Below are 15,420 nucleotides of genomic sequence, written 5' to 3'. Positions count from 1 at the left end.
GAACAGCGGCGCCGGGTCAAACCGGCGTCGTTTTTTGTGACCGTAAAAAAGCGCGCGCAGCGTCATTGTCAGACAGGCCGATCGCCCGGTCATAGCTCGCGTTCGCATCCTCATTGCGGCCCACTTCTTTGAGAATATGGGCGCGCACGGCCCAGAAAGGCTGATGGGTCTGGATGCGGTCTTTCTCGATGCGGTCCAGAACCTTCAATCCGTCCTCGGCACGCCCCGCGCTGGCGAGCGCTGCGGCGTAGCCAATCTCCGCGCCCGTTGACGGCGCAATGCGGACGAGATTTTCATAAAGCAAAATAATATCGTTCTGGACGTCGCGTCCGGTGAGCCTTGATGCGGCGTGCGCCGACTGAATAGCGGCTTCCAGCTGGAACCGTCCCATGGATTTCAGACGCCATGCGGTCGCCAACGCCTCTTCAGCGGCGGCGATCATCCGCCGGTCCCAGAGCGCTGTATCCTGCGACGACAACGGTATGTAAGCGCCGCCGGAATGGCGCGCATCGCGGCGCGCCTCGGCATGCAGCATCAAGGAAAGCAGGCCCCAGGCTTCCGCCTGTGCTGGCGCAAGCGACGTTGCGAGTTGCGCCAGAAAAATAGCCTCCTGCGTCAGGTCGCCTGTTTGTCCGGAGCCGTCCACTTCGTTCCAGCCCGCGCCGAAGGCGGCGTAGATTGCATCGAGCACCGCGGACATCCGCTCCGGCACTTGCTCCAGCGGTGGCTCAACAAAAGGTACGGCGGCGCTTTTGATCTTGCGCTTGGCCCGCACCAGACGCGCGCCCATGGCTTTGGGCGACGTTAGAAACGCAGACGCGATTTTCGCGGCGTCGAGACCGAGCACGGTCTGCAGCATCAGGGGCGTTCGCACATTCACGTCGATCGCCGGATGCGCACAGATAAACATCAGTTTCAGCCGTTCATCGGGGAAAGGGGAGTCATCAATCGCTTTTGCTTCGGCTTCCTCCGCCGCGAGCGCCAGCGCAGGCTCGGCCTCATATCGCGTTTTCGCCTTGCGGCCCTGATCAATCAGTTTGCGCCGCGCTGCGGTGATGATCCAGGCTTCCGGCGAGTTGGGAGCGCCGGTTTTCGGCCAGTGCTCCAGCGCCGCGCGAAAGGCGTCCGCAAGCGCGTCCTCCGCCGCAGCCACATCACCCGTGCGCGCGCACAGCCAGGCGAGCAGACGGCCATAGGATACGCGAGCGGTTTCTTCCGCGATCGCCCGCGCGTCCTTCATCCGTTAACCGCCCACATTCCAGACGGGGCGCACTTCGACATAGCCGAAGCTGGCGCAGGGACAACGCGCCGCCCAGTCAAGCGCCGCGTCGAGATCAGGCGCCTCGATCAGATAATATCCGCCCAACGTCTCCTTGCCGTCTGCGAAGGGACCGTCTTCGACCCGTCCCTGCCGCGCCCGTTTTCCTTCTTTCGAGTGTTCAAGCGGGTTGCCGTCGACATAGGCGCCGGCGTCGCGCAGCGCGTCCGTATAGGCGAAATAAGAGCCGAGAATGCCATTGCGTTTCTCGTCCTCCATGGCGGCCCATTCATCTTCATTATCGTAAAGCATCAACAGATAGTTCATGGCGCGCTCCTATTCGTCCTGGCCGTAATCGGGGATCGCGCGCACATCGACAAAACCGGTCTTTTCCGAAGGGCATTTCGACGCCCATTCCACCGCCTTCGTCATGTCAGGCGCTTCAATAACGAAAAAACCGCCGAGTTGTTCTTTGGTGTCCGGAAAGGGCCCGTCTTCGACTTTTCTGACGCCGTTCCGCACAGAAACGACCGTCGCGGTCGACGGCTGTTCCAGCGCGGCGCCCTTGAGCATCACGCCCGCTTCTTTCATCGCCCCGCTATAGGCGTACCATTCGCCCATGTAAGTTGCAGACTTTTCCTGATCATCGCGCTGCGCAAAGTCGCCCGGCGATTCATGGGCGAGTATCATGACCCTCATGATCAACTCCTGGATGTTGCGCGCCCCATGGCGCCGCAGATGATCTTAAGACGCACCGCAACCCGCCATTTCGACACAGCGCTTACTCACCGAACCGTCGCAGGAGATTATTGCGCACATTCATCAGCCGGTTATAGACGGAAAGCGGCGCTCCCGTCTTTTTGAGATCGGCGAGCGCGACCTCCAGTTCGAATAAAAGCGCCCGGTCCTCAGCTGCGCGAATTCGGCTTTTGACCCACCCGATACAGGCGAGGCGGGCGCCGGCTGTGACGGTCTCCACCCGGTGAAGCGAGCGCGACGGGTATAAAACAACGCTGCCTTTAGGGCCGCGAATTATGTCTTCATGGCCGGCATTGTCGATCACAAGCGCGCCGCCTTCATACTCTTCGGGTCCGTTCAGGAAGAGCGTGAAGGAAAGGTCCGTCCGTTGGCCGTGAATGTAAGGAGCGTCCACATGCTCGCCATAGGACATGCCCTCGCCATAGCGGTTGATGGTCATGCGCACGAAAGAGGCGGGCTGGGCCGCTGCGGTGAATACCGGATGAGCGCCGAGCGTTGCCTCGATTTTCGAGAGGGCGCCCTTGATCGCCGGGGCGCCTCCATCCGCCTGCTGGTTCTCTTTGACCGCACGGGCCTCGCCCTTGGCGGTTTCCCTGCCGTCCCGCCAGAGCGCCGGAAGCGCCGCCGCCTCGGCGATGGCGTCGCATTCCTCGGCGCTCAAAACCTGATCCATATGCAACAGCATTGCGGCCCCAGTTAAGAATCGTTTGCATCTACAGTGGAGTGCACTATACATGCCCGCAAGACCTAGGGAGGCGCAATATGACGCGACGCATGAAACTCATGACCGGCTTATCGACCCTAGCGGCGGTGAGCGCATTGGCGCTGACCGGCTGCGGCGGCGAGGGAGAAGGCGAGGGCGCCGAAGGCGAAGTCGACCTTTCCACCACAATCTCGGGAGAAGCTGAAGGCGAAGGAGCGGGCGCAGAAGGCGAAAGCGAAGGCGCGACCGCCAGCGGCGATCCGGCGACAGACGATGTCGCCTATCTGAAACTGCTTGGACTGGTCCGCGGGCATCTGATCGCGTTTTACGAACTCTACCAAAGCGGCTCCCAGGACATGGCGAGAATGCATGTGAAGCACCCGGAGAGCGAACTTTACATGGATATCGCCCCTGCATTCGGTCCGCGCGGGCAAACCGGCTTTGCGGACGAGTTGACGGCGCTGGTCTCCGCAGCGGCGGCGGGTGGCGAGGTTGACAGCGAATATAGTGACGCTGTCGAGGCCCTTAACGCTCACATGCCGGCCGCGGGTCCTGCTGTGATGTTGCTCGCGGTTTCAGAGATTATCCGCGTCGCCGCAGACGAATTCGACATTGGCGTTGAAGATGACGGGGCCATCAGCAACGCTCATGAATATCAGGACGCCTACGGTTTTCTCGTAGCCTCGCGCGACATGGTCGCCGGGATCGAGACGACAGACGTCAACGCCACGGACGCCATCAGCCTCGCTCACGAGCAGATCGAACTGGCGCTCGCGTCTTTTGACGGCCTCACCGCAGACATGACGGAAGGCCGTCCGTCGACGCTCTATGGGGCCGCCGCCCGGATCGAGCTTGCGGCCCGCGGCCTTATGTAAGCGACCCACCGCCATTCGGAGATAGACAGGACGAGACAAATGTTCTATATTTGTTCTCATGCGGTCTGGACAGGAAAAACCGGGAATTTCTGGCGCGGATCCGGCGGCGGACAGGCCGCTGTCCTGTCTGTTCATCGATTTCAACGCCTATTTCGCCGGCGTCGAACAACACGACCATCCCGAACTGATGGGCAAGCCGGTGATCGTGACGCCGCTCGCCTCGGAGCATACGGGCGCGATTGCGGCGAGTTACGAAGCGCGACCTTTCGGGATCAAACGGGGCACCAAAGTCGCCGATGCGCGCAAGCTATGCCCGGGAATCGCGGTCATGCCCGCACGCCATGACCGCTATGTGGCCGTGCATAAACAACTCATGGCGGAGATTGAGCGGCATATTCCGCTGGAAAAAGTTTACTCGGTTGATGAAGCGGCGTTTCGGCTGTCGCGATCTGAGCGGGACCCTGCGCGCGCCATGGACACCGCCCGGCGCATCAAGGAGGGGATCGCCCGGAATGTCGGACCGGCGCTGCGGTCTTCTATCGGCATCGCGCCGACGCGGCTGCTCGCCAAGCTCGCGGCGGAGCGAGTGAAGCCCGATGGCCTGACGGTGCTGCGCCGGGAGGATCTTCCGCATGCGCTGGAGGATATTCCGCTTACGGATATTCCTGGCATCGGCGCCGGCGTCGCGGCGCGTCTTGCCCGCGCTGATGTCAACAACTTCATGGCGCTCTGGCGCCTGCAGCCAAAACAGGCGCGGGCGATCTGGGGGTCTGTCATGGGCGAGCGCTTCTGGCACGGACTGCATGGGTTTGAGACCGTGGAGGAGCCCACAAAGAAATCCATGATCGGCCATAGCCGCGTCCTCACGCGCGAGCATGAAACGCCGGAAAAGGCCCGCATTGTGGCGCGGGCGCTGCTGCTTAAGGCCGCGAGCCGGCTTCGCCATTATAAAATGCACGCCTCATCGGTCAGCCTTTCGGTGCGCATTCGTCCGGAAGGCGGGTGGCAATCGGCGAGGCGGTTCAAACATTCGCAGGACAGCTTTCTGTTTCTCAATCTGCTTGATGAAATGTGGTCGGAGTTTTGCACGCGTCAGCGCCAAAAGGGGCCCTTGCCGCGTCTTGGCGGCGTCACGGTCTATCTTCATGGCCTGGCGGAATGCGGAGAAACGGCGCTCGAACAGATGGAGCTGTTCGCGGAGCCTGAAGGGATTGAAAAGAACGCGCGCCGGGCGGACCTCTGGAAAGCGATAGACGATATCAACGCCGATCTCGACGCAAAGTTTCAGCGCCTTGGCGCGCCCGCTGCGCAACACGGCCCGCGCAAACGGCATATCTCGCTCGCCAGCCAGTCAGGCCTCGCCCTCAACTATCTCGGCGTCAAAATCGCTTTCTCCCGCGTGCCGGAAGAAGCCGAGTTTCTCTATTAGGCCGCTTTTTGTGTTAAACTTCGGCGCCCGGCATGGTCGGCTCTGCTATATTTTTCGCGCGCACCGCAAGATGAGACGTCATGAAATGAATGGCGGATAAAAGCTCAGATTCCTGATCATCGGAGCCATAGGTTGCACGCAGCTTCACATGCCAGCCATGGGTTTTCACAATCCAGAGCGAGGTGCGGTAGGCCGTTCCGTTGATGGCGCCGATTTCAAATCCGCCGGCGAGGGGTTCTTCGATCCCCTCAAGGATTTCCGCGATCGCCGGATCGACGTCGCCCGCACTGACTTCAACGACGGGCAACGTCACCTGGGACTGCACCGGGTAATTTTGAATGATCGTCTGCGCCGCAGCGACTGCATGGGCTTCAAGCTCCACCTCTGGCCAGTAACTCGCATAGGCGGTGATCCCGTCGCCATTATCAGGCGCGCTGTAATGACAGGCAACGTCACGCCCGGTTTCTGAAAATTCGATCACGCGCTCCAGCTCAAAAGCGCGGCCTTCTTCTCCAAGCGAGATGCCGGACGGACATAAGAGCCCGCTTTCGATGTGTCTCAGGCGATCGCCTTCGATCGCCCAGCCATCCTGTTCGAAACTGTTTTGCGCCTGAACGTAGTAAGACTGGCCGCCGCCGGACAGCACCTTGTTGTTCAGTCGGTCGCTGTCACTCTTGTCGCCGGTGACGGCCCGTTCATGGACCTGCATGCGCTCATCCGCCGATGCGGAGAGAACAGCCGTATTCTCTTCCAGCGACGCAGATTTGATGGACAGCTTTTCGGCGACTTCAATGCGCGAGAGCCGGTCAAACGCATAATAGTCATACGGATTGACGACGTCAGGGCGTTGGGCCGTTTGCGGCGTGCTGGCGCAGGCGGCGCCCAGAAGACATAGGGCGAGGCCAGTGAATTTATACTGATACATCTGCGTGTTCCTGTGGGATTGGATGAAGAGGCGGAGCGTCAGTCTTCGCCGCGGCGCCAGAAGGGTTTGCGTTTTGCTTCATGGGCCGCAGCGCGGCCTCTCAGTTCTTTCGGATTCCATGGCCCGTAGCTGAAGCTGCGTGCGCCAGGCTGCGGCTGGTAGCCGGTTAAGGTGACGCGGTTGTCTACGTTTGCATGCTCCACCGGTTCGTCTTCGAGATAACGAACGCTTTTGGTGCGGCGCAGGGTGTCGGGGAAAAGCCCCATCAGCTCCATGATTTCTTTGGGCATGTCGCGCGAAACATTAAGCCCCAGTTCTTTTGCTTCGCCATAAGCGATCGGATAATCATGGGTCCAGCGGCCCGATGACAATTGCTCTGAAATAGAGATCGCCGCGTTTTCGGAAACGGTGCCCGTCAGCAATTCGCGGGCGATCTTTTGAAGCTGGTTGATCGCCATGGCGCCGACATCCGCCAGCACCAGGGTGTAATCCTCCGTATTCTGAATAGGCTTTTCGCTGGCGACGCGCACGACCGACGCGGCGGGCAGGCCGCCGATCTGCGGGTCGATGGGGCCGAGCACCGCATGGTCGCTCAGGACGACCTCGTCGGCGGCAAGCGCGATCAGCGTGCCTCCCGACATGGCGTAATGGGGAACGAAAACGGTTTTTTTGCCGGGATGCGCCTTGATGGCGCGCGCGATCTGCACCGCCGGCAAAACAAGCCCCCCGGGCGTGTGAAGAATGAACTCAAGAGGCTTGTTCGGCGGCGTCTTGCGGATCGCTTCAAGAACGTCTTCAGCGTCATTGAGATCGATATAGCGCAGCATGGGAATGCCAAGGAGGCCCATGGGCTCCTGCCGGTGAACGATGGCGATCACCCGGCTTTTGCGTCTCTTCTGAATTTTGGTGAATTTCTTGACGAGTTCTGCGTGGCGCTGCTGATTGGCGATGTTGCGCGCGAAAATAAATAATAAAATCAATAAGATCGGCAACGCGCCGAATAACGCTTCCATGCCCCGATACCCCTCTACGCACCACAAGTCCCAAGAGCTTATGTGCTTTTTGGAGGGGAGGAAAGGCCGCCCGGCCTAAGGGTGATTTCGCCAGTGCGAGATCATGACCCGTGCCAGCGCTTCCGGCGCGTCATAGGAAATCCAGTGGCTGGCGTCTTTCATCCGTTCATATCGCCAGGGCGCATCCACATAGTCTTTCGACTTCATCATCTGCGCCTCGGTAAGGTAAGCCTCGCCGTCGCTCCAAATGCCGAGAGTTGGAATGCGTACAATTTCCTCACCAAACGTTCCGGGCGGCGGCGGCCGCAATATCCGCCCGATGGAGATATTCGCGCGATACCAATTGAGCCCGGCGGTGAGGCGGCCAGAGCGTGAGAGCAGACGGATCGCCTCTTCTATGTCGCCATGGGCCGACCAGTGTTTGCGCAAAAGCGCCCAATCATTTGCGCGATAAGCGGCTTCGCAAACGCCCCGGAATTGATGAAAGAGAATATATGTGCTGCGCCATTTCTGCTCCCATCCGGCTTTCAGAAAAGCCCGCGTATGACCGACGGATATTGCGGTTAACGTCTTAAACCGTTCGGGGCGTTGCGCCGCCAGCATCCAGGCGACCGGCGCCCCGAAATCGTGGCCCGCGATATGCGCAACATCGATCTTCAGCGCATCCATGATCGCCAGCACATCCTTGAAGGCACCGGTTTGAATGTCGTAATCGGCGACAGAGGCGGCCATGTCGGTGTCACCAAACCCGCGAAGGTCAGGCGTGATGACGCGATAACCGGCATTGACGAGAAGAGGCGTTACTTTTGTCCACACGACGGAGGAGTCAGGAAAGCCGTGAAGGAGCAGGGCGGCGGGGGCGTCTTCCGCTCCGCTATCACGCACAAAATGGGAGAGGCCGTTTGCGGAAATGCGATGCGTTTCCGCGCGCATTGCTTATCCCTCACGCCGCGCCAGAAACGCCAGCCGCTCGAACAGATGCACGTCTTGTTCGTTTTTCAGAAGCGCCCCGTGCAGCGGCGGAATTGCTTTACGGGGATCGCGCTCGGAAAGAATTTCTTCGGGCAGGTCTTCAGCCATTAACAGCTTAAGCCAGTCCAGCAGTTCCGATGTCGATGGTTTTTTCTTGAGACCCGGCACGTCGCGAATTTCATAAAAGACTTTCATGGCGTCAGCGACAAGGCGTTTCTTGATACCAGGGAAATGCACATCCACGATCTGCGCCATAACGTCGGCGTCGGGAAATTTTATGTAATGGAAAAAGCAGCGGCGCAAAAACGCGTCCGGCAATTCTTTTTCATTGTTCGATGTAATGATGACAATCGGCCGCTGTTTCGCCTTTACGGTTTCGCCGGTCTCGTAGACATAGAATTCCATGCGATCGAGCTCCTGAAGGAGATCGTTGGGAAACTCGATATCAGCCTTGTCGATTTCGTCGATAAGAAGAACCGGGCGTTGTTCGGCGGTGAACGCCTCCCACAATTTGCCGCGCTTGATGTAGTTTTTCACATCGCGGGCGCGTTCTTCGCCAAGCTGACCATCGCGCAGCCGCGCGACAGCGTCATATTCGTAAAGACCCTGATGCGCTTTAGTGGTGGACTTGATGTGCCATTCGAGGAGCGGCGCCCCGAGCGACTTGGCCACTTCAATCGCAAGCACTGTCTTCCCGGTCCCGGGTTCACCCTTGACGAGCAGGGGGCGCTCCAGTGTTACAGCCGCATTGACGGCGACTTTAAGGTCTTCGGTGGCGACGTAATCCTTGGTGCCGGTAAACTTCACAAAAACGCTCTCTTTATGGCCTGAACCGCAACTATAAGGGCGTAAGAGCCCGAAGCAATCGCTTGATGCAGCGGTGAAAATTCAATTTTGCATTTCGTCGAAAAATCCGGCAGCTTCCCAGACGCACCCCGAAAGGAACCTTCATGCGCCTTATCCTTCTGTCTCTTGCATCTCTCTTGTTCGTTTCCGCCTGCGCGCGCGACAATGGCGAAACAACGCCTGTTTCGGAGCGCAGTGAGGAAGGAGACCGGCAAGCCGCATCCGCTCCCGAAAATGTCTGGGTGGATGACAGCGTCAAGGATTTCACACGCAAGGACGGATTTTTGACCCTGTTCGCCGATGAAAAGGGCGGCAAGGTTTTTGCGGTCTTCCCGCCAGCGGATGCGGACGGCGTTTCCTTGCGCGCCATTCATGCTGCGGGCCTGACGTCCGGGCTCGGCTCAAACCCTGTGGGACTGGACCGCGGCCTTTTTGATGGCGGCTCGCTGATCGCCTTTCGGCGCATTGGCGACAAGTTGATTGCGGAGCAGGAAAACTGGACCTATCGCGCCACCACTGACAACCCGCTGGAGCAAAAGGCTGTGCGCGAGTCATTCGCGCGGTCGTTCCTGTGGTCGGGCGAGGTTAGCGCCACGGGGCCGAATGGTGAGAGCCTTGTCGATATCTCCAGCTTTCTCACTCAAGATTCCCTTGGCGTCGTTGCTGCGCTCAAAGACCATCCCAAAGGCGGATCGTTTTCTGTCGCTGCGGACAGAACATTTCCAGACGCCGCCAACGCCATGGCGTTTCCGGACAATGTGGAGTTTGACGCTTACGTCACCCTGGTCAGCGACAAGCCAGGCGAGGAAGTCCGCGCGACGGCGGCTGATGGGCGCGCCATCACCATGGTGCAGCACCATTCTCTCGTACGCCTGCCGGATGACGGCTATGCACCGCGCGCTTTTGACGTGCGTTCAGGCGCGATTGATGTTCCGTTTTACGATTTCTCCGCGCCGCTCGAAGCACAGATCCAACAATCCGTGGCGCGCAGGTTCCGCCTCGAAAAGCAAGACCCGAACGCCGCATCAAGTCCGGCGAAAGAGCCGATTGTCTTTTATGTCGACGCAGGCGCGCCGCCGCAGATACGTGACGCGCTGATCGAAGGGGCATCGTGGTGGGCGCAGGCTTTTGAAGCCGCGGGGTTCGAAGACGCCTACCGGGTCGAGCCTTTGCCCGAAGGCGCTCATCCCCGCGATATCCGGTATAATATTATTTCGTGGACACACCGGCAGACCCGTGGCTGGTCCTATGGCGGCGGCGTCTCCGATCCACGCACGGGTGAGATGATCAAAGGCAGCGTCATCCTCGGCAGCCAGCGCGTGCGTCAGGATCGCATGATCTTCGAAGGCCTCGCCGGCGCCCAGAACTCCGGAAAGGGCGGCGCCGACGATCCTGTCGAGATCGCGCTGTCGCGCATTCGCCAGCTCGCCGCCCATGAAGTTGGTCACGCGCTCGGCTTTGCGCACAATTTCGCCGCCTCCACCAATGATCGCGGCTCCGTCATGGATTATCCGGCGCCGCTAGTTACCGTCGGCGCTGACGGCGCGCTCGATTTCAGCGAAGCCTATGACACCGACATTGGCGAGTGGGACAAAGTCGCCGCGACCTGGCTTTACGCCGAATTCGCGCCCGGCGCCGACGAAGCGGCTGCGCTCAACAAAATTCTGGCGGATGGTTACGCCTCCGGTTTGCGCTTTGTCGCAGACAGCGAAGGCCGCTCTGTCGGCACCGGCAATCCTTACGGCAGCGTCTGGGACAATGGCGGCGATCCCGTCCAGTCCTTGCGCCATGTGATGGCGGTCCGCGCAGTCGCGTTGTCGAACTTTGGCGAACAAGCGATTGCGCAAGGCGCGCCAATGGCCAAGTTGCGTGAAGTGATTGTGCCAATCTATCTTTACCACCGGTACCAGACAGCGGCTGCGGCGAAACTCGTCGGCGGCTATAACTTCACCTACAAGACAAAAGGTGACTCGCTTGCGAAGGGCTCGGTTGTCGCTGACGATAAACAACGCGATGCGCTTTCCGCCCTCATGGAAACCCTCGATCCTTCGGCCCTTGTCCTGCCGGACTCCATTCTCGACCAGATGACGCCGCCAATGGGCGCATTTAATGGCGATAATGGCGGTGAAGTCTTCGAGACCGATACGCATCCTATGTTCGATCTGATGAGCGCCGCCGATGCGGCGGCCAGCATCACGCTCGACGCACTCTTGCATCCGGCTCGGGCGGCCCGGCTTGAAGAACAACACCGCCGTAACGCTTCCGCGCTGGGATTTGGCGATGTCCTGAACGCTATCGACGCGCAAGTGTTTGCGGCGACTGAAGCAGGGGAACAGGCGATCGCCAATGTCATGCAAGACCGGTTCGTATCCACCCTGATCGAGCTTTCGCTTGATGAAAACGCAGCGGCGTCGGTTCGGGCGCAAGCAGAAGCGAAATTGCGCGCCATCGCAAACAGGCTCGGACCGTCGCTGTTCAATTCAACGAATGCGCGCGAACACAATAACTGGCTGCGCGATCGCATCGAAACGCATCTGGATCGTCCGGCGACGGCAGTCGCCGCTTCCTCACCTGACGCCGAGATTCCGCCGGGAAGCCCAATTGGCGGCGGCGCCGGCATGATGGAAACTTGCTGGCACTGCGACAGCCTACAGGATTAAAGGACTTTCTTCATAGTGATGCGCGGCTTGGCGGCGTAACCGGAACCTGCCTCTTCGATCTGGACGGCAAGGAGATCGCTTTCATCGTCGCCTGGCGAAAACGCGTCATAGCCAAGAGAGCTATAGAACGGCGCATTCCACGAGACATCGCGAAAGGTTGTCAGCGTGACGGCGGAGAAACCCTGGCCCCGCGCCCAATCTTCGCCTGCATTTATAAGCGCGAGGCCAATTCCACGTTTCTGAAAGCGTTCTGCAACCGAGACTTCGGTAATATGTGCATGGCCGTCAACGGACCACATCATGATGAAGCCGGCCGTGTCTCCGCCGATCTCTGCAATGAAGGTCGCGCCATCCCGAAGGCCGCGTTCATGCTCTTCTATAGTGCGCACGGGACCGTCTGCGCAGAAATCATACCCCACCGCGCGGAACGCTTGCGCGGCGTCATGTTCCAGCGCCTGCATGACCGGCACATCATCATGCGAAGCGCGCCGGATCGTTACAGTCATTCAGCGAGGCCGATTTCCCGAAGCCGCTGCGTCAGGAACTCATGCGCTGTGATGTCTTTATATTTGGCGCCATCGCCTTTGCAGCTATCGAGACATGAAAGAAGCGCGTCGGAATGGGGGTGCATGAAAAACGGCATCGAGTAGCGGGACTCATTTACACTGCCTTCAGGGTTGATCACCCGGTGAGTTGTTGCCGGAATGACATCATTGCAGACACGCGCCAGCATATCCCCGGCGTCAACAATGAGATTGTCAGGATCGGTGTCTACCGGGAGCCATTTGCCATCGCGGTCAAGCAACTGAAGGCCAGCGCCATTCGCCGCGACAAGAATGGTGATGAGATTAATGTCTTCATGAGCGGCGGCGCGAATAGAACCCGGGTCGGCGCCTTCGGGAACGGGCGGATAGTGGAGGAGGCGCAGGATTGAATTTCCGTCCGTCGCCATTTTACGGAAAAAGTCCCGCGGCACATCGAGAGACGGCGCTAAGGCTTCAAGCATTGCAAGCCCTGCGTCTTCCAGCGCATCGTAGAGTTCAATGAAGGTCTGGCGAAAACCTTCCGGCTTTTCGGGCCACATATTGGCGGGATAGATCTTTTCAAGTGCGGAGCCCGCTTCAAATTCCCGTCCTACATGCCAGAATTCCTTCAGGTCAGGGTGATCTGAATCCTTGGCGTGTTCGCGTCCGAACGGCGTGTATCCGCGCTGTCCGTCCTTGCGGAAGAAGTCCATTTTATAGTTTTCAGGCAGGGCGAAAAACTCGGCGCTCTTGTCATAGGCGCGCTGAAGAAGATCGCGGCTGACCTTGTGGTCTTTCAAGATGATGAATCCGAAATATTTGAACCCTTCATAGAGGGCTTCCTCGAATTCACGCCGAGCCGTTAAATCTCCATCCGTATAAGCTTTGAGACTAAGCTCCGGCACGCGGTCATATTTACGGGCCATGGCGGATCCTCTCGCGAAAAATGTCATGCTTTTTGCGGTTTACGCCCCGCAAGCCTAGGGCGCAATGGCGTAAAAGAGCGCATCAAAGCCAGCTTATAAAGCGTGGCGAATTTGCTGATTGACCCAGTTTTGCAGCGCAAGCCATAAAGCAGCCATGAGCGCCACGCCCCGCGACCCTGACATTGAGCATAGCCATGATCCGCAGGACATCGCAGCGCGCCTGGAGAAGGGGCCGCAAAGCAGTTATCTGCGCGATTGGGTGCTCGGCGGCATAGACGGCGCCGTCACGACATTCGCAGTTGTCGCAGGCGTCGCCGGCGCCGAACTTTCCACGACCATCATTTTGATCCTTGGCGTTGCCAATCTCTTCGCGGACGGGTTTTCCATGGCGGCCGGAAACTATTCCGGCGTCAAGGCGGAGCGCGACGACTACCGTCGCCTCCGGGAAACCGAGCTTCGCCATATCGACTTGTCGCCAGAAGGGGAACGCGAAGAAATCCGACAGATTTTTGCTGCAAAAGGTTTCGAAGGGGAAGACCTCACACGCGCGGTAGAGATCATCACCTCACATCAGGAACGGTGGATCGAGGTGATGGTCGAGGAAGAATACGGCGCCCCGAAGTCCAACCGCTCGCCCTTGCGCGCCGGGGCGGCGACCTTCGCAGCCTTCCTGATTTGCGGCGCCGTGCCGCTTTTGCCATTTGTCTTTGGCGCCGGTTCAAACGCTTTGTTGAGCGCAGTCATCATGACTGGCGCGGTTTTCTTTGGCATTGGCGCCATGAAGTCGAAATGGTCAACCGCGCGCTGGTGGACCTCCGCGCTTGAAACCTTTGTGATTGGCATGACGGCGGCCGGCTTCGCCTATGCAGTCGGGGCGTTGCTGAAAGGCTGGGTCGGGGTGTAGGACGCTCCGGAAAAGGAGAAACTCCATGGACATTTCCGATCTGATGAGCCGCCTTGGCGTCGAAGAGCGCTATTACACGCGCGGACCGCTTTCCGTCACAACGCCAATCGATGGGTCGGAACTCGCGCAAGTCGCTCCGGACGATCAGTCAGTGATCGATGAGAAGATCGCCCTTGCCCATGACGCCTTTCTTGAATGGCGGTCGACGCCGGCGCCGAGGCGGGGCGAACTGGTCCGCCTCTTCGGAGACGAGCTTCGCAAGCATAAAGACGATCTCGGCCAGCTTGTGACAATCGAGTGCGGCAAACTTCTTTCCGAGGGGCTCGGCGAGGTGCAGGAAATGATCGATATCTGCGATTTCGCCGTCGGCCTTTCACGCCAGCTATACGGGCTCACCATCGCCTCTGAGCGGCCGGGCCATCACATGCGCGAAAGCTGGCATCCGTTGGGACCGGTCGGGATCATCTCGGCCTTTAATTTTCCCGTCGCGGTCTGGTCGTGGAACGCAGCGCTCGCCTTGATCTGCGGCGACACTTGTATTTGGAAACCATCCGAGAAAACGCCGTTGACGGCGCTCGCGGTGCAATCCCTGTTTGAACGCGCCGCTTCACGTTTCGCCGACGCGCCGCAGCATCTAAGCCAGGTCATTATCGGCGAGCGCGCCGCCGGCGAACAAATGGTCGATGATCCGCGTGTCGCGCTGATTTCCGCCACTGGTTCAACGCGGATGGGCCGGGAAGTGGGGCCGCGTGTCGCCAAAAGGTTCGGGCGTGTCTTGCTCGAGCTTGGCGGCAATAACGCCGGCATTGTGGCGCCAAGCGCTGATCTTGATCTTTCGTTACGCGCTGTTTGTTTTGCGGCGGCGGGAACCGCCGGCCAGCGCTGCACAAGCCTGCGGCGATTGTTTGTCCATGAGAGTATTTACGACTCATTCGTGTCGCGCCTTAAAGCCGCTTACGCCTCCTTGCCTGTAGGAGATCCCTTGCAGGAAGGCGTCCTTGTCGGTCCGCTAATCGATAAAGCCGCGCTTGACCGGATGCATTATGCCCTCGACCGCGCAAAAGCTCAGGGCGCCGCCATCACCGGCGGGGAGCATATTGGAGACAAGGGCTGGTATGTGCGCCCGGCGATCGTGGAAGTGGACGAGCATGACGGCATTGTTCTCGAAGAAACCTTCGCGCCTGTTTTATATGTCATGCGCTATGACGAGCTAAACGAAGCTATTGCATTGCAAAATTCGGTTCCTCAAGGACTGTCATCCTGCATCTTTACACGGGATGTATTGGAGGCGGAGCAATTTCTATCCGCGACCGGTTCAGACTGCGGCATCGCCAATGTGAATATAGGGCCTTCAGGCGCTGAAATCGGCGGCGCCTTTGGCGGCGAAAAGGAAACCGGAGGCGGGCGTGAAAGCGGATCGGACGCTTGGAAAGCCTATATGCGGCGGCAGACACAAACTGTTAATTACTCAACCGCGCTGCCGCTCGCTCAAGGCGTCAAGTTTGACATATAACCGCCTGCCGCGGTTGTGCTTTACAGAGCTAGTGGCAAATCAATCAGTTCCTGAAGCGCTCACTGGTTGACGAGCGGATAGCTAAAACTGTTATTCCAAGTAATAGCATAATC

General features: G+C 59.1%; 15 protein-coding genes. 5 read left to right on the top strand and 10 right to left on the bottom strand.

Annotation, left to right across the window (positions count from 1 at the left end; translation table 11 throughout):
- Window positions 1-16 precede the first annotated feature (16 nt).
- The 4 genes from ACFOOP_RS14660 to ACFOOP_RS14645 all read right to left on the bottom strand — a co-directional run bounded on the left by ACFOOP_RS14660 (window position 17) and on the right by ACFOOP_RS14645 (window position 2,702).
- The gene (locus tag ACFOOP_RS14660; protein WP_379881863.1) at window positions 17-1,240 is read right to left on the bottom strand and encodes an RNA polymerase sigma factor; all 1,224 of its coding nucleotides are present in this window, start codon (window positions 1,238-1,240) and stop codon (window positions 17-19) included.
- 3 nt (window positions 1,241-1,243) lie between these two features.
- On the bottom strand, window positions 1,244-1,585 hold the full coding sequence (locus ACFOOP_RS14655; RefSeq protein ID WP_379881861.1) for a YciI family protein: 342 nt from the start codon (window positions 1,583-1,585) through the stop codon (window positions 1,244-1,246).
- Window positions 1,586-1,594: 9 nt separating this feature from the next.
- The gene (locus ACFOOP_RS14650) at window positions 1,595-1,957 is read right to left on the bottom strand and encodes a YciI family protein (RefSeq protein WP_379881860.1); all 363 of its coding nucleotides are present in this window, start codon (window positions 1,955-1,957) and stop codon (window positions 1,595-1,597) included.
- Between the two features lie 82 nt (window positions 1,958-2,039).
- Window positions 2,040-2,702: a Fe2+-dependent dioxygenase gene (locus ACFOOP_RS14645; RefSeq protein WP_379881859.1), complete on the bottom strand. Its 663-nt coding sequence runs from the start codon at window positions 2,700-2,702 to the stop codon at window positions 2,040-2,042.
- Window positions 2,703-2,779: 77 nt separating this feature from the next.
- Here ACFOOP_RS14645 and ACFOOP_RS14640 point away from each other — a divergent pair, with 77 nt between their 5' ends.
- Together ACFOOP_RS14640 and ACFOOP_RS14635 are read left to right on the top strand one after the other, a co-directional pair.
- Window positions 2,780-3,595, top strand: a complete 816-nt coding sequence (locus ACFOOP_RS14640; protein WP_379881858.1) for a hypothetical protein — start codon at window positions 2,780-2,782, stop codon at window positions 3,593-3,595.
- A 58-nt stretch (window positions 3,596-3,653) separates the two neighbouring features.
- Window positions 3,654-5,024 (top strand): Y-family DNA polymerase, encoded by a 1,371-nt coding sequence (locus ACFOOP_RS14635; RefSeq protein ID WP_379881857.1) that lies wholly within the window; start codon window positions 3,654-3,656, stop codon window positions 5,022-5,024.
- A 13-nt stretch (window positions 5,025-5,037) separates the two neighbouring features.
- Here the strand turns inward: ACFOOP_RS14635 and ACFOOP_RS14630 are convergent, their stop codons facing one another.
- The 4 genes from ACFOOP_RS14630 to ACFOOP_RS14615 all read right to left on the bottom strand — a co-directional run bounded on the left by ACFOOP_RS14630 (window position 5,038) and on the right by ACFOOP_RS14615 (window position 8,741).
- Window positions 5,038-5,949 (bottom strand): hypothetical protein, encoded by a 912-nt coding sequence (locus ACFOOP_RS14630; protein WP_379881856.1) that lies wholly within the window; start codon window positions 5,947-5,949, stop codon window positions 5,038-5,040.
- Window positions 5,950-5,987: 38 nt separating this feature from the next.
- The gene (locus ACFOOP_RS14625) at window positions 5,988-6,962 is read right to left on the bottom strand and encodes an SDH family Clp fold serine proteinase (protein ID WP_379881855.1); all 975 of its coding nucleotides are present in this window, start codon (window positions 6,960-6,962) and stop codon (window positions 5,988-5,990) included.
- Window positions 6,963-7,037: 75 nt separating this feature from the next.
- Complete coding sequence (locus ACFOOP_RS14620) at window positions 7,038-7,895, bottom strand: alpha/beta fold hydrolase (RefSeq protein ID WP_379881854.1); 858 nt, start codon at window positions 7,893-7,895, stop codon at window positions 7,038-7,040.
- A gap of 3 nt (window positions 7,896-7,898) precedes the next feature.
- Window positions 7,899-8,741 carry an AAA family ATPase gene (locus ACFOOP_RS14615; protein WP_379881853.1) on the bottom strand — a complete coding sequence of 281 codons (843 nt, stop codon included), beginning with the start codon at window positions 8,739-8,741 and terminating at the stop codon, window positions 7,899-7,901.
- A 143-nt stretch (window positions 8,742-8,884) separates the two neighbouring features.
- Here ACFOOP_RS14615 and ACFOOP_RS14610 point away from each other — a divergent pair, with 143 nt between their 5' ends.
- Window positions 8,885-11,440 (top strand): zinc-dependent metalloprotease, encoded by a 2,556-nt coding sequence (locus ACFOOP_RS14610; RefSeq protein ID WP_379881852.1) that lies wholly within the window; start codon window positions 8,885-8,887, stop codon window positions 11,438-11,440.
- Here the strand turns inward: ACFOOP_RS14610 and ACFOOP_RS14605 are convergent.
- Together ACFOOP_RS14605 and ACFOOP_RS14600 are read right to left on the bottom strand one after the other, a co-directional pair.
- Window positions 11,437-11,946, bottom strand: coding sequence for a GNAT family N-acetyltransferase (locus ACFOOP_RS14605; protein ID WP_379881851.1), 510 nt, complete (start codon window positions 11,944-11,946; stop codon window positions 11,437-11,439). The genes ACFOOP_RS14610 and ACFOOP_RS14605 overlap by 4 nt on opposite strands.
- Window positions 11,943-12,890, bottom strand: coding sequence for an isopenicillin N synthase family dioxygenase (locus ACFOOP_RS14600; protein WP_379881850.1), 948 nt, complete (start codon window positions 12,888-12,890; stop codon window positions 11,943-11,945). The genes ACFOOP_RS14605 and ACFOOP_RS14600 overlap by 4 nt, the downstream gene beginning before the upstream one ends.
- 154 nt (window positions 12,891-13,044) lie before the next feature.
- Between ACFOOP_RS14600 and ACFOOP_RS14595 the strand changes: the two genes are divergently transcribed.
- Together ACFOOP_RS14595 and amaB are read left to right on the top strand one after the other, a co-directional pair.
- Window positions 13,045-13,794, top strand: a complete 750-nt coding sequence (locus ACFOOP_RS14595; protein WP_379881849.1) for a VIT1/CCC1 transporter family protein — start codon at window positions 13,045-13,047, stop codon at window positions 13,792-13,794.
- Window positions 13,795-13,819: 25 nt separating this feature from the next.
- Window positions 13,820-15,307 carry an L-piperidine-6-carboxylate dehydrogenase gene (gene amaB / locus ACFOOP_RS14590; protein WP_379881848.1) on the top strand — a complete coding sequence of 496 codons (1,488 nt, stop codon included), beginning with the start codon at window positions 13,820-13,822 and terminating at the stop codon, window positions 15,305-15,307.
- Window positions 15,308-15,420 lie beyond the last annotated feature (113 nt).

The sequence above is a fragment of the Hyphococcus aureus genome, assembly GCF_042643165.1.
Lineage (GTDB): Bacteria > Pseudomonadota > Alphaproteobacteria > Caulobacterales > Parvularculaceae > Hyphococcus > Hyphococcus aureus.
This window is presented reverse-complemented; position numbering and strand designations above follow the sequence as displayed.

Excerpts from the sequence above, each read along its gene's own strand:
- ACFOOP_RS14600 (WP_379881850.1), bottom strand. The coding sequence starts at position 12,890 with ATGGCCCGTAAATATGACCGCGTGCCGGAGCTTAGTCTCAAAGCTTAT.
- ACFOOP_RS14625 (WP_379881855.1), bottom strand. The coding sequence starts at position 6,962 with ATGGAAGCGTTATTCGGCGCGTTGCCGATCTTATTGATTTTATTATTT.
- ACFOOP_RS14635 (WP_379881857.1), top strand. The coding sequence starts at position 3,654 with ATGCGGTCTGGACAGGAAAAACCGGGAATTTCTGGCGCGGATCCGGCG.
- ACFOOP_RS14655 (WP_379881861.1), bottom strand. The coding sequence starts at position 1,585 with ATGAACTATCTGTTGATGCTTTACGATAATGAAGATGAATGGGCCGCC.
- ACFOOP_RS14645 (WP_379881859.1), bottom strand. The coding sequence starts at position 2,702 with ATGCTGTTGCATATGGATCAGGTTTTGAGCGCCGAGGAATGCGACGCC.
- ACFOOP_RS14630 (WP_379881856.1), bottom strand. The coding sequence starts at position 5,949 with ATGTATCAGTATAAATTCACTGGCCTCGCCCTATGTCTTCTGGGCGCC.
- ACFOOP_RS14605 (WP_379881851.1), bottom strand. The coding sequence starts at position 11,946 with ATGACTGTAACGATCCGGCGCGCTTCGCATGATGATGTGCCGGTCATG.
- ACFOOP_RS14620 (WP_379881854.1), bottom strand. The coding sequence starts at position 7,895 with ATGCGCGCGGAAACGCATCGCATTTCCGCAAACGGCCTCTCCCATTTT.
- ACFOOP_RS14640 (WP_379881858.1), top strand. The coding sequence starts at position 2,780 with ATGACGCGACGCATGAAACTCATGACCGGCTTATCGACCCTAGCGGCG.
- ACFOOP_RS14660 (WP_379881863.1), bottom strand. The coding sequence starts at position 1,240 with ATGAAGGACGCGCGGGCGATCGCGGAAGAAACCGCTCGCGTATCCTAT.
- ACFOOP_RS14610 (WP_379881852.1), top strand. The coding sequence starts at position 8,885 with ATGCGCCTTATCCTTCTGTCTCTTGCATCTCTCTTGTTCGTTTCCGCC.
- ACFOOP_RS14650 (WP_379881860.1), bottom strand. The coding sequence starts at position 1,957 with ATGAGGGTCATGATACTCGCCCATGAATCGCCGGGCGACTTTGCGCAG.
- ACFOOP_RS14595 (WP_379881849.1), top strand. The coding sequence starts at position 13,045 with ATGAGCGCCACGCCCCGCGACCCTGACATTGAGCATAGCCATGATCCG.
- amaB (WP_379881848.1), top strand. The coding sequence starts at position 13,820 with ATGGACATTTCCGATCTGATGAGCCGCCTTGGCGTCGAAGAGCGCTAT.